The following is a 13,110-nucleotide window of genomic DNA, read 5'->3' on the forward strand; positions in this document are numbered from 1 at the left end:
ATGACTTTTAAAAGATTTGTGATCTTTCTTGTTGTAATATCCGTCGCATTCGCAATTTTCGATCTTTACTTTCAATTTGTGAATATCCAAAATGAGATGAATGAAGAATTAACAAACTTGTCTGCGGCGTTCTCCGAAAGAATAGAGGGCATAACACAGTTCATCTCGATAATGCAACTTTCAAAAAACATCACACTTCCGTCGGGGATAAAAGGAATCATTGAAATAAACGATGACGGAAATGTTGTGAAATCTTACGGTCTTGAAAATTACACGAGGGCCCTTTACGATTTTTCGGCACTGAGCGGAACGTACATCTCTCCGATTACCAATGTGGATGGGAATCCCGTTATAACGATCGCGACAAAATCCCCTTCTGGAATCATAGCGGTCGAAATCGATCCACGCGTTGCCCTATCCAATGCAAACCTTTACATAGTCGATCAATCTGGTTTTGGTGTGAATTTATCCAGCAACGAATGGAAGACCTTTATATCTGTACTTGCAAAGAATTCGAACTTCATAATCGACTGGCCATACCTTTTCGTGAAAGAGCCAACGTATGGGAATTACACACTTGTAAATCAGGTTAGAATCTCTTCAATTATCTACTCGGCCTTGGGTGCGAGTTTGCCTTCCTACATCTTAATTCTTGCGATCTTTTTTCTAACGGGGTTTTTGTACCTCCATTTAAAGAAGAAAGATAAGCCGGTCGAAGAATTTCTGGACTTTTTAAGCGAAATAAAGACCTTCAGAAGGTATGAAGGAAGTGAAGATCAAAAGTTCGTAAAGAATTACAACGATCTTGTTAATGAATGGGACAGAGTGTCCAAAAGTTATGCCTCCGTCATAGATGAGATCAGCCAGACGAATACAGACCTTATAAAATTCAACGATTTGTATGCCGAACTTCCTATGATCTTTGAAAGAATAGACAATGAAGAATCATTTAAAGATGCGATAAGGATCGTGGCAAGAAGGATACTCGACCTTTCAAAGTGCGTAAAAGGAGTTGGAATAAAGTACGGTCAACAAATATTCAACATAGGAACGATAACGCCTTACGATTTTCAAAGCAACACAAAATTCACTCTCGGAATCAAGACACATTCGAGCACACTCGATTTTGTCCTCGATTTGGATAAGTTCACAACGACAGACATATTCAAAGAATTGCTTGTCTCTCTTTTGCACCATGTCGGATCCGTAGTGTCTATGTACGAATTAAGAACCGAAAGAAATGAATCGGCAAGATACGATCCTCTCACCGAATTGCTAACTCGACAGGAATTTTCAAATCTCGTATTCAGAGAGATTGAGATTTTAAAAAGAGAAAATGAACAATCTGCCTTTGTTCTCGTAGACATAAAGGACTTCAAAGAATTCAACGATAGATACGGGCACTTTGAGGGAGATGTGCTCATGAAATACATTGCCAAAGTGATAAAGAACAGCACAAGAATAACGGACATAAGTTGCAGGTGGGGGGAGGACAGTTTCGCGATCTACTTCGCGAATTTCAAAAAGACGGACATGAAGACAAAAGAATCGGAGATAATCGGAAAGATAAAAGAATTCAAAAGATCGGTGAATGTAAAGATTGGCGTCTCTTACTATCCTCAGGATGGAGAAACCTTTGAAGAACTCATGAAAATGGCCGAAGAAAGAAGCAATACTCAAAGCGAATAACTTTTGTGAAATGACAAAATTGTTGTATAATTGATAACGATAATGATTATTAGGAGGAAAAATGAAGTTAGACGATAGGCAAAAAATCGCGAGAGAGGCTTTCAAAAGAAGAGATATGTCTCTTCATCAGGAAGCCCATTCGAAAGAAAGTATCTCCAATGAGGTATGGCACAAAACCTCTCAAGGCAGATACATGACGCCTCTTGTCTACGGTGCAAGCGATGGGATAATAACGACCTTTGCCGTTGTGGCAGGAGCGATGGGAGCCCATCTTAGCCCGCAAATAGTCCTGATAATGGGCCTTGCGAATCTTTTCGGAGATGGTTTTTCGATGGCCGTTGGAGATTACATGTCTCAAAGAACGACCGTCAAATACAACCAAAGCGAGAGAGAACGCGAAGAATGGGAGGTCGAAATAGATCCCCGGTCGGAAAAGGAAGAACTCATCGAGATATACAAAGCCAAAGGCCTTGAAGAGGAAAAGGCACGCCAACTTGTCGAGATACTCAGTTCAAACAAAAAATTGTGGGTTGAGACAATGATGCACGAAGAGTTGAACATACTCGAGGACAAGGACAGTTCTCCTCTCAAAGACGCGCTTGTAACCTTCTTTTCCTTTGTCTTTTTCGGATTCATGCCCCTTGTCACATACATACTCGCAACCTTCATACCTTTCTTTGCACAAAACACGTTTTCTACGGCCACCTTTTTGACGATTGTAACGCTATTCTTGGTTGGGGCTTTGAGAAATATAGTTACAAACATTAACTGGATAAAGAGTGGAATTGAGATGCTTTTGACCGGAGGGGCAGCGGCAATCATCGCGTATGTTGTCGGTTACATGATAAAGTACATAACGACCCTGTGAAAGGAGTGATTTAGATGGAATACAGGAAGGTAGGAAAATGGGGATTGAAGATAAGCGAATTGGGATTTGGTACATGGCTGACATTCGGGCCCCAGTTAGACGTTGACACATCGAAGAAGATAATAAGAGAAGCGTTTAAAAACGGGATAAACTTTTTTGACACGACCGAGGCGTATCAGGGAGGGATGGCCGAATACATATTGAGTCAATCTCTCAAAGAGTTTAGAAGGGAAGACCTTGTGGTATCGACGAAGATATTCTGGGGAGGGTCTGGACCAAATGACACGGGGTTATCGAGGAAGCATCTTGTGGAAGGTTTGAGGAATTCACTAAAGAGGCTTGAGATGGAATATGTGGACATAGTGTACTGTCACAGGCCGGACCCGACGGTGCCGATGGAAGAGGTAGTAATGGGGATGGATTATCTGATAAGAAGCGGTATGGCTCTGTACTGGGGGACATCTGAATGGAGCGCGGCCGAGATAGAGGAGGCGCACAAGGTATGCAGGGAATGGAAATGCATCGAGCCTATAGTTGAACAGCCGCAGTACAACATGCTCAAAAGAGACAGAGTCGAGAAGGAATACCTTCCTATATACGAAAAGTATGGAATGGGACTGACAACCTTTAGTCCTCTTGCCTCGGGAATTCTTACCGGCAAATACAACGCTGGGATTCCCAAAGGAAGCAGGCTCGATCTCTTTCCAGATTTAAAAAAGAGATTCGAAGAGGATGGCCGTTTTTCAAAAGAGAGAATTGAAAAGGTAAAATCTCTTGAGAAGATTGCAAAATCATTGAATGTAAAACTTTCCCAACTTGCCATTGCGTGGGTTTTGAAAAATGACCATGTGAGCAGTGTACTTTTGGGAGTTAGTAATATCGATCAATTCAAAGAGAATTTGGCTGCGGCCGAGATAAAGAACAAAATTACGGACGATATAATGAAAGAAATTGACAGGATAGTTTTATGAAGTACTTTTTAGCCACGCGTCCTTACGTTGTAGGTGCAAGTTTAATCCCGTTTACGATAGGGGCATTTTTGGCACTAAGAGAAGGCCACTTTTCTTTGATTCTTTACATACTCGGTGGCCTTTCTTTGGTCTTGATACATCTTGCATCAAACAGTGCGAATGATTATTTCGACTACAAGCATGGCATAGACAGACCCGGAACCTTCGGATCGAGCGGAAGTAGACTCTTGATAAATGGCAAGATAACCCTGAAAGAAGAAAAATACGTCATGATAACGACCTTTGTACTTGCGATCTTCTTTGGAATATTAACCGTTGTACTCTCGACGCCTTACATACTCATCTTTGGCGCTTTAGGACTTGCGGGAGGATATTTTTACACGGCCGATCCCGTGAATTTGAAATATCACGGACTTTCTGTGCCATCGATCTTTTTGATATACGGAATCCTTATAACTCTCGGTGGTTACTTTTTGATGGCCCGCACGATCTCTGCAAATGCCATTTTATTTGCCGTTATAATAGGCCTTCCCGTTACGAACATAGTGTTAGCGAATGAAATAAGAGATACCCAAAATGACAGGGTTATTGGAATAAAGTCTCTCACCCTCATCTTTGGAGACATAGCCGGATCGGTAATCTATCTTGTCTTCACAATTGCCCAGTTTGTGCTGGCACTCTATGCGCTTTATCTAAAAGACGTATCGGCATGGTCTTTGATCTCTTTGGCGTCTGTGCCTTTGTACGTAAGAATTATAGTGAAACTTTTCTCAAAATCGTATGGTAAAATAAGTGGTAAAGAAATAATGAACATAGATGTCGAAAGTTCAAATGCGATGTTGGTCTTTGGAATAGGAATATTGATCGGTCTGATTTAAGGAGGTGTGCAATGCCCAAGGTAGTAGTGGTTGGTGGAGGATTTGGAGGAGTTGAATTCGTTCAAAGGCTTCACAAAATGTCCAAGACAATAGACATAACGCTTTTCGAAAAAGAAGGAGATCAGACATTCAGAACTGAATTGCACAAATTCGCGTGCGAAAGGATCCCGCCCGAGGCCATAAAAATACCTCTCTCAAGAGTCCTTCCTCAATCCGTCAAAATCGAGAGAGTGGCCGTGGATAAGGTAGACATTAAGGGCCAAAAGGTCTTTGCAAAGGGCAAATCCTACGATTACGATTTTTTAGTCGTGGCAGCAGGGAGCGATCCCAACTTCTTTGGAATACCCGGAATGAAGGAAAATGCACTCTCCTTCTGGACATTGGAAGATGCAATGAAAATAAACTCCCGAATAAAGCAGATCTTCAAAGATGTGAAGAATGTTCAAGACCCATCCGAAAGGCAAAAGATGCTCACTATAATCGTCGGCGGAGGAGGCTTTACAGGCGTTGAACTTATGGGAGAGATTATGGAATGGGTCGATAAGTTGTGCAAAGAGAATGGAATACTGAGAAAATCCGTGAAGTTGATGATAGTCGAGGCATTGCCGAGAATCCTTCCTAATATAGAAAAAGAAGAGGTTGTAAATCAGGCCATAAAGTACATGAATGAACATGGTGTTGAAATAAAGACCAACTCCATGATAGTCAACGTGACGGCCGATGGCATTACTCTCAAATCTGGAGAATTCATCCCTACAAAAACGCTTATATGGTCTGGCGGAGTTCAGGCAAACTCATTCAGCAATTTATTGGATTTGCAAAAAGACAAAAGGGGCAGGATAATCGTCAACGAATTCATGGAAACATCCGATCCGCACGTGTACGCGATAGGCGATATAGCCTCTTACGTTGATAAATCTAATAAACCCATGCCCGGACTTGTTGAATCTGCGATGCAATCGGCAAAAATAGCGGCGCATAACATCTTCGTTGCGATAAATGGTGGAGAGAAAGAGCCTCTCGATTTGAACCTTCACGGTAACATAGTCTACATAGGGAAAAGATACGGGGTTGTGAACGTAAAATCGATTGGCACCTTTGCGGGCTACAGGGCTATAATCATGAAACATATAGTCAACATGCAACATATGTTGCACGCCGGCGGATTTGGACTCATGTGGAAGTATGTCAAAGATCAGATATTATAAAAGGAGGGTCAAGCCCTCCTTTCTTTATCCGAACAACTTTTTTGTGATTTCTGCAACCCGTCTTCCTTGAGCACGGGCGATTTTGAGTTCAACATCACTTATTTTTCTATCAGATCCAGTTATCGTGGAGGCCCCGTAAGGACTGCCACCAGACACACCGTCGACATAGCCCAATTCCGGTATTGTGTAAGGAACTCCAACTATCACCATACCATGGTGCAAAAGGACCGTGTGAAAATTCAAAATAGTCGATTCCTGACCGCCGTGCTGGGTTTGTGATGATGTAAAAACGCTCCCGACCTTGCCGGCAAGCGCGCCCTTTGAAAACAAAGGCCCTGTGGAATCAAGGAATTCTTTCATCTGCGCGCTCATCATTCCAAACCTTGTAGGAGTGCCAAAGATGATTCCATGAGATTCGGCAAGAGTATCAAGAGTCGCCACGGGAATATGTGCAAACGCTTTCTTTGCCTGAGTTGCATGCATTGCCTCTATGATATTCGGCGGCAAAAATTCTTCGACCTGATAAATTCCCACTTCCACTCCTTCGACCTCTTTTGCGCCTTCTGCCTCAGCAAGCGCTAATTGATAAATATGACCATAAATACTGTGAAAAATGATATTTACCTTTACAAATTTCATCTCAATTCACCTTTCTTTTTGGAATAAAGCAGGGCAAAAAGCCCTGCTTTATCATAGCCTTGATCCGTATATCGTGATTTTTATAAGATTCTCTATTAAAACCTTTTCGGCAATTTCTTTCCTTGATGCTTTCTCTACCAACCCGTCGATGTTGTTCTTCTTCATTTTTAAGGCCTCCTCCACTTTCAATCGTCCTTTGATTATATTGTATACCTTTTTAGTCTACTTTGTCAAGGCCAATTCATATTTCTATTCACTGAATTCATAGAATGATATTCCGAGTAAGCACGGGCCTGCGTGGACGGCGAGCACCGGACTTATCTGACCAATGAAAAGTTTGTTTACATTTATTCCCGATTCTTTTACCCTCAGAATGAATTCGTTTGCCTCTTCCTGATCTTCACCGTTCATGACGGCTAAATTCACTTTTTGGTTTTGGGTATCTCTTTTTAAAGCAGATCATAAACCTCTTGAGATTTTATCTCGATCTTGTCTCTTTAGGTTTTGTCCTTGTACACGATAAACAAAGGCAAAATTTTTATAACATACTCAGAAATATTTTCCTTGACAATTGGTATTTTTTCCATTGTATCTCCCTAAGAAAAAGTTTAGACTTATGATACCAATATGATACATAGAATGTCACTTTGTATGCAATTGCCAATTTATTAAGAGAGGATTGTAGTTGTATATTTGATCTTCAACTTAGATATGATATAATTTTTTTGTTATTGCCAGAAAAGAAGTGATATCAATGGAATTTTCTTTCAACTTTTACAAAGAAGTTCTAAATAAACTAACTGAATTTTTAAAGCCTTCATTTTTTCAAGATTACTCAGAAAAGGGAAAACTCTTTCTAAGACATGATGTTGATATTTTTGCTGAAAATGTAATAAACATGGCAAAAATTGAAAACAACTGCGGAATACATTCCACTTTTTTCTTTCAGCCTAACAATGATTTTTATAACATACTTTCATCAAAAACGGTAACAATAATCGATGAATTGTCACAAATGGGTCATCAAATAGGTCTCCATATCGATTCGCCATTTGAAGAATCTGTGGAAGATCTTCAATCAGCGATTGAGAGACTTTACGATTTTTATTCAAAATATATACCTCTTACAAATGTCATTTCTTTTCACCATCCACCTCAAAAAGTCATGAATGGTTTTGAGACAGGACCTTTTATAAATGTGTATGGAGACAAATATTTCAAACAGATAAGATATTTTTCTGATTCAAAAAGGAGAGAGTTTGCAGATCAATTGTTTTCAAGTTTTGATCAGGATAAAGAAAGGTCAATTCAACTTTTGACCCATCCTTTCTGGTGGGATCACTTCTCAATGAATTTATGGGAAGCATGGGAGCGTTTTCTCGATGTTAAAAAAGCAGGGTTTAAAGAATCATTGAAAGAGGGATTCGAACCTTACAGGAATTTTTTTGACGAAAGGTTTGGGAAATGACAGAGAAGAAATTTACTTTCAATCTAATGAATTTGAAAAGCATAGAGGGATTACCAAACTTAAACTTTAAAGATATAGAAATATACAACGTTGCTCCTTTTAGTAATCCCCAAAATTGTTCTATGATCTTTTCTAAAAAGTGGATTTCAGACTCGTCATGGCAGGAAGAGGCCGAAAACAAACTTAAGACATTAAAAGGATGCCTTATAATTTTACCTGTGAATGCTAAGATTAAAAATAAAGAAATCGAATCGAACAATCAAATTTTGTTGACCGAAAATCCAAGAAAAATTTACGCTATCATACTTCAGTACATATTAGATCACCAGCAAACAGAAAACTTCAAATACACAAAAAGTGAATTAGAATCTGTCATATGCACGAATTCTATCATCGAAGATGGTACAAAAATAGAACCATTTGTTTTCATCGATCACGACGTGAAAATAGGTAAAAATTGTCTTATAAGTGCAGGGGCTAAGATAGGACCTTACGTTTCAATTGGAAATAATACTACAATAAGAGAAAATTCAGTTATAGGGAATCCGGGCTTTGGAATAGAAAGGGATCCAGACGGAACCACTTACAGAATTCCACATCTCGGAGGAGTTAAAATAGGAGACAACGTAGAAATAGGGGCCTTAAGTGTTGTCGATGCCGGTACAATAGATCCGACCATAATTGAAGATTATGCCAAAATAGACGATCAAACTCATATATCACATAATTGTAAAATAGGAAAAGGTACCTTGATAGCATCTGGTGCTACTTTAAGTGGTAGCGTTTCTGTAGGCAAAAATTGCTGGATAGGCCCAAATGTATCTATTGTAAATGGATTAAAAATAGAAGACGAAGCATGGATTACAATCGGATCTGTTGTCGTTGAAAATGTTAAAAAAGGTCAAAAGGTTACAGGCAATTTTGCCATAGATCATGATTTTTTCGTGAAACAATATGTGAAAACACTTATGGAAAAAAATAAAGATTCAAAAACTCGGGGGTGACTTTTATGAAGATCGCTATTTTGTCAAACGTAAATGTTGACAGTATGGGCGAAAAATTAAATGACCACTTTCAAGTATACACTCCGCCTGGATTTAACACATGGATAAATGAGATTTCTAACGATAATTCAGGTCTCAATCTTTTTGATCCGGATGTGGTATTTATTTTAATAGACGGGATAAGTTTATTCCCGGAAACAAGATTTGAAGATGCAATACCAATCATAGATGATCTTATGAGTTTTATAGGCAAGTATTCCGAAAAAAATTCAAAAAAGAGAATCATAATTTCAAATATAGATGTGAAAGACCCAAGATTAGTGCCATTCAAATATTATAAAGATACATCCCGCATTGAAAATGCCTGGGTTGAAAAAATAAAATCGTTAAACAGAGAAAATATATACATTTTTGATCTTCAAGGACTTATAAGAGACAACGGAAGAAACTCAATGTACAGTGATAAAGGATGGTATTTCGGCGGCATGAGATTTTCCATGAATGGAGAAAAGATAATCGTTTCTGAAGTCTCGAAGATATTTTTTGCCTTTAAAGGCGGACAGAAAAAGTGCATAGTGCTTGATCTCGATAACACGCTATGGGGCGGTATAATAGGCGAAGATGGGATAAATGGGATATCATTGAGTGATGTGAAAGAAGGATCCCAGTACAAAGATTTCCAAAAAAGATTGAAGGATTTGAAGAACATGGGAGTGCTTCTTGCGATAGCGTCCAAAAACAATTTCGATGATGCAATAGAGGTAATAAGAAACCATCCTCATATGGTTCTCAAAGAAGAAGATTTTGTATCGATGAAGATAAACTGGGATCCCAAATATGTCAATATTCAAAAAATAGCGGAAGATTTGAATATAGGTCTGAATTCTATTGTTTTCATAGATGACGATAAATTTGAAAGAGAATCTGTTAAAACTCAATTGCCGGAAGTAGAAGTACCGGACTTTCCGCAGGATTCAACCATGTTAGCAAAATGGATAACGCAATTGCAAAAAGATTATTTCGAATTTATTGAGGTAACGGAAGAGGATCTTGAAAAAACAGAAATGTACAAATCTCAGGAAAAAAGAAAGACCCTTTTGGAGCAGAGCGCAAGTTTTGAAGATTACCTTTCCTCTCTTGAAATGAAATTAAAAATATGGAATTTGAAAAAAGAAGATCTTCCAAGAGCCGCCCAACTTACTCAAAAGACAAATCAATTCAACGTTACGACAAAAAGATACACGGAATTTGACCTTGAAAAGATGATGGCAGATCCCAACTTCTCGGTGTACATAGGAAGTGTTGCAGACAAATTCGGAGACAATGGCAAGGTTGTGTTTCTTATAGTTAAGAAAGACAAAGATATTGCCTACATTGATACATTCTTAATGAGTTGCAGGGTTATGGGAAGACATATAGAAGATCACGTCATGGATTTTGTCGAGGAAGAGATGAAAAAGCAAGGCATAAAAAAGATAAGGGCTTCTTACATCCCAACAAAGAAAAACATTTCTGTTAAAAATCTTTGGGATGATCTCGGGTACAAAAGAATTTCTGAAGGTCAAAACGGTGAGGTATCTTATGAAATAGATCTTGAAAACAAACCCGAAAGAAAAGTATATTCACAACTGGTGATCTGAGTGAATTTGAAAATTCATCATGTTGGATATGCCGTTGATTCCATAGAAGAAGGAATAAAAACATTTGAAGCACTTGGATTCAAAGTCGATTCGGATACATTCAACGATGTCAAAAGAAAAGTTGAAATAGTCTTTATGTCAAAAGGCGAAATGAAAATAGAACTTGTAGCACCTTTAAGCGTTGACTCGCCTGTAAGTAAATTCTTATCTAAAAATGGACCATCTCCTTATCATATTTGTTACTCAACAGATGATATTTACAAAACTGTAGATAAACTCAAACAATTTAAATTCATACAAATTTCTGAGATTGAAGAAGCCTTGGCAATTTCAAATAAAAAAGTCGTTTTCATGTATTCAAAGCCGATTGGAATTTTAGAACTTGTAGAAGGAGCATAAAAATGAAAAAAGAAGAGATAATAAATGTTATAAGCGAAGTCTTAAACAGAAAAGTGGATGAAAATACCAGTAAAGAAGAAATTCAGGAATGGGATTCCCTTAAGCACTTACAAATTATAATGGAAATAGAAGAAAGATTTAACGTAGCAATCTCGATAAATGATCTTTCAAAAATAAACTCTGTTAAAGATATCTTGAATATTCTTAAAATCAGTTAGCATTTCTAAGAATAGTCTTGTATTTTATTTTAAATTGGTCAGTTCTTTTAAAGCATTTATTATATTATCAAGCACAACATCACCAGAAAATCTCTTAGCAGTTTCTGCTATTTTTTCTGGTGTCTCGAATTTAAGTTTACCATCTATAACATCATTAACAATCTTTACAAACGCATTCATATCTCCTTCAGGATAAAGATAGCCATTTATATCTTTGATAACTATATCAGAAGGTCCTACTTCACAATCAGATGAAATAACAGGTATTCCCCTTTGGTTTGCCTCTGCTAATACCATTCCGAATCCTTCAAATCTTGATGTTAAAAGCAATGCAGTTACTCCTTCATCTAAATTCTCGTAAGGATCTTTTTTAAATCCCCTCCATTCTATTCTTTGAGATGAGTAAATTCAATTTTGAAACTTCTTGCTATTCCTCAATTCTTTTTTTGCCCTCACCCCACAACAACCTGTCATCAGGGTGTAAAATTTTTTTGTCCCAAAAATTCTTTCAACCGAGGTGACAGGTATGTTGCGGAGCTCTTCAGATGTGTTTCTTTTCAAATTTCCTTCTTCAGACACTGTTTTTAATCTCGTATTCTTTACTTTTCAGCAAATGAACTTTGACTCCATTTCTTCAGAACTCCTTCGGTCTTATTCTCCCATTCAAAATAAGAATCGTCCTTATGACCCTTCTTCTTTGCTCAGACTCTTTTTCATCTTAAATCTTTTCAATTTGGAATATGACTTTTACAAATCGAAGCGCATTGATTCTGTCCTGCCTCGCAATTACCTCTATCTTTGTGGTTTCTCAGATCAATTCCCCTGCTATACAACTTATTTTTATTTCAAGCAGCGCTTTGATTTCCCTGTCCTTTTCCAATACCTTAACTTGTTTCTTGTACTCTTTCTTAACTCCATAATCTCTTCTTTCAAAGACGAAATCAATGATTCTGACGGCCTTGTTATTGCGGCCGATTCGAAACCTATCGCCGCTTACGGCAATGTCCCCCTCGGACCCATTCATTCTTACAATAAAACTCTCAACGGCAAGTTTGGCTTCAAAGTCTTCTGGTTAGCGGTTGTTTATCCTTTTTATTTTCCCTTCTACTTCTCTTTTGACAAAGCCTCTGCACATGATAACCCTATGCTTTTGAATTCGTTTAAGTATCTCAAATTACTTGACGTCAAAACTTCCAACATCTTTTTTACCGCTGACAAAGGCTTCGATTCACTCGAGACGTTTTACAAACTTATCTCTGCCGGCTTTATCCCTTTCATTAAAACAAAAAAGTTTCATCTCAAAGATCATTTCTATCTTCAAAACGTCAATATCTTCTGTAAAGTCTCAAATAAAAAATTATTGTCTGAAGGAAACGACTATTCAAAACATCGCCACAAGTTCTTCTGTCACAACAGAACTGCTTTATGCCCTAAAAATTGTTCTGGTATCTTTTGGATGAAATACACACCTGAATTATCTCTTTTCAGACTTTCATTCCAGACCAACCCATCTTTTAAACAGTTCTACAACTTCAGACCGAGAATTGAAACTCTTAACTCTTCCCTCACAAGATGGTTTAATCTGAAAAATGTAATCTATTTCCCAAGCATCGGCGCTTACGATAGATTCAAATTGAAACTTATTTCAAAAACGATTAGCCATTATACTTTCGAATCTAACGTTTCTTTTCTTAAAAGGCTGAAAGGAGAAACTCATGACAGAAAACGTATTTGTTTAAATCCAAAATTTGCTTTTCAAAGATCCTGAACGTATTCAGACTCAATCTCATCTGCAATGTCTGAATGCATCCTTCTGTATGATGCATTTTGATTCTGCAACTGTTCTTCTGTATCTTCCTCTGTTTTTAAAAGACCATGTATTGGGGTTTGGGGTAAGTCTATTCTAAATTGAATTCACTCTATTCTTTGAGATATTCCAAGATCATCAGCAAGAGATCTTAATTTTTTCTCATCTCCACCTCTTCCAGTGATAATAAGTTTCCAGTCTCTGTCAATTTTTGCTTGACTTTATACAAGTTCTGCTTCATCATAAACTAAACCAATAAAATACAGTTTATGATTGGTATTTTTAAGGTCTTTATCAAAATTCAATAAAACTGTCTCAACA

The 13,110-nt window shown here is 37.9% G+C and carries 14 protein-coding genes and 1 pseudogene; 11 read left to right on the top strand and 4 right to left on the bottom strand.

Annotated elements, in window-relative coordinates; genetic code table 11:
• The 5 genes from ATHSA_RS05965 (at position 1) to ATHSA_RS05985 (ending at position 5,614) form a co-directional block, all read left to right on the top strand.
• The gene (locus ATHSA_RS05965) at positions 1-1,689 is read left to right on the top strand and encodes a GGDEF domain-containing protein (RefSeq protein ID WP_161848213.1); all 1,689 of its coding nucleotides are present in this window, start codon (positions 1-3) and stop codon (positions 1,687-1,689) included.
• A 61-nt stretch (positions 1,690-1,750) separates the two neighbouring features.
• Positions 1,751-2,557 carry a VIT1/CCC1 transporter family protein gene (locus ATHSA_RS05970; protein ID WP_161848214.1) on the top strand — a complete coding sequence of 269 codons (807 nt, stop codon included), beginning with the start codon at positions 1,751-1,753 and terminating at the stop codon, positions 2,555-2,557.
• 14 nt (positions 2,558-2,571) lie between these two features.
• A complete protein-coding gene (locus ATHSA_RS05975) occupies positions 2,572-3,528 on the top strand; it encodes an aldo/keto reductase (RefSeq protein ID WP_161848215.1) in 957 nt (318 codons plus the stop codon).
• Entirely contained in the window at positions 3,525-4,406 is an 882-nt protein-coding gene (locus tag ATHSA_RS05980; RefSeq protein WP_161848216.1) for a prenyltransferase, read from the top strand. The genes ATHSA_RS05975 and ATHSA_RS05980 overlap by 4 nt, the downstream gene beginning before the upstream one ends.
• 11 nt (positions 4,407-4,417) lie before the next feature.
• On the top strand, positions 4,418-5,614 hold the full coding sequence (locus tag ATHSA_RS05985; protein ID WP_161848217.1) for an NAD(P)/FAD-dependent oxidoreductase: 1,197 nt from the start codon (positions 4,418-4,420) through the stop codon (positions 5,612-5,614).
• Positions 5,615-5,638: 24 nt separating this feature from the next.
• Here ATHSA_RS05985 and wrbA read toward each other — a convergent pair whose 3' ends face one another.
• Both wrbA and ATHSA_RS05995 read right to left on the bottom strand, forming a co-directional pair.
• Positions 5,639-6,253 (bottom strand): NAD(P)H:quinone oxidoreductase, encoded by a 615-nt coding sequence (gene wrbA, locus ATHSA_RS05990; RefSeq protein ID WP_161848218.1) that lies wholly within the window; start codon positions 6,251-6,253, stop codon positions 5,639-5,641.
• A 249-nt stretch (positions 6,254-6,502) separates the two neighbouring features.
• A pseudogene (locus ATHSA_RS05995) lies at positions 6,503-6,691 on the bottom strand (DegV family protein); the annotation flags it as partial.
• Between the two features lie 307 nt (positions 6,692-6,998).
• On the opposite strand from ATHSA_RS05995, the gene ATHSA_RS06000 reads away from it, so the two are divergent.
• Genes ATHSA_RS06000 through ATHSA_RS06020 form a run of 5 tightly spaced genes read left to right on the top strand, consistent with a single transcriptional unit; the run spans position 6,999 to position 10,982 of the window.
• Positions 6,999-7,721: a polysaccharide deacetylase family protein gene (locus ATHSA_RS06000; RefSeq protein ID WP_232060057.1), complete on the top strand. Its 723-nt coding sequence runs from the start codon at positions 6,999-7,001 to the stop codon at positions 7,719-7,721.
• Positions 7,718-8,725 (top strand): UDP-3-O-(3-hydroxymyristoyl)glucosamine N-acyltransferase, encoded by a 1,008-nt coding sequence (locus ATHSA_RS06005; protein ID WP_161848221.1) that lies wholly within the window; start codon positions 7,718-7,720, stop codon positions 8,723-8,725. The genes ATHSA_RS06000 and ATHSA_RS06005 overlap by 4 nt, the downstream gene beginning before the upstream one ends.
• Before the next feature lie 5 nt (positions 8,726-8,730).
• The gene (locus ATHSA_RS06010) at positions 8,731-10,365 is read left to right on the top strand and encodes an HAD-IIIC family phosphatase (protein WP_161848222.1); all 1,635 of its coding nucleotides are present in this window, start codon (positions 8,731-8,733) and stop codon (positions 10,363-10,365) included.
• Positions 10,366-10,764, top strand: coding sequence for a VOC family protein (locus tag ATHSA_RS06015; protein ID WP_161848223.1), 399 nt, complete (start codon positions 10,366-10,368; stop codon positions 10,762-10,764).
• 2 nt (positions 10,765-10,766) lie between these two features.
• The gene (locus tag ATHSA_RS06020; protein ID WP_161848224.1) at positions 10,767-10,982 is read left to right on the top strand and encodes an acyl carrier protein; all 216 of its coding nucleotides are present in this window, start codon (positions 10,767-10,769) and stop codon (positions 10,980-10,982) included.
• 24 nt (positions 10,983-11,006) lie between these two features.
• On the opposite strand, the gene ATHSA_RS06025 is transcribed toward ATHSA_RS06020, so the two are convergent.
• The gene (locus ATHSA_RS06025) at positions 11,007-11,390 is read right to left on the bottom strand and encodes a glycosyltransferase (RefSeq protein ID WP_161848956.1); all 384 of its coding nucleotides are present in this window, start codon (positions 11,388-11,390) and stop codon (positions 11,007-11,009) included.
• Positions 11,391-11,561 carry a hypothetical protein gene (locus tag ATHSA_RS06030; protein ID WP_161848225.1) on the bottom strand — a complete coding sequence of 57 codons (171 nt, stop codon included), beginning with the start codon at positions 11,559-11,561 and terminating at the stop codon, positions 11,391-11,393.
• A gap of 310 nt (positions 11,562-11,871) precedes the next feature.
• On the opposite strand from ATHSA_RS06030, the gene ATHSA_RS06035 reads away from it, so the two are divergent.
• On the top strand, positions 11,872-12,750 hold the full coding sequence (locus ATHSA_RS06035) for a hypothetical protein (protein ID WP_161848226.1): 879 nt from the start codon (positions 11,872-11,874) through the stop codon (positions 12,748-12,750).
• Positions 12,751-13,110 lie beyond the last annotated feature (360 nt).

Source organism: Athalassotoga saccharophila (genome assembly GCF_009936215.1).
Classification (GTDB): domain Bacteria; phylum Thermotogota; class Thermotogae; order Mesoaciditogales; family Mesoaciditogaceae; genus Athalassotoga; species Athalassotoga saccharophila.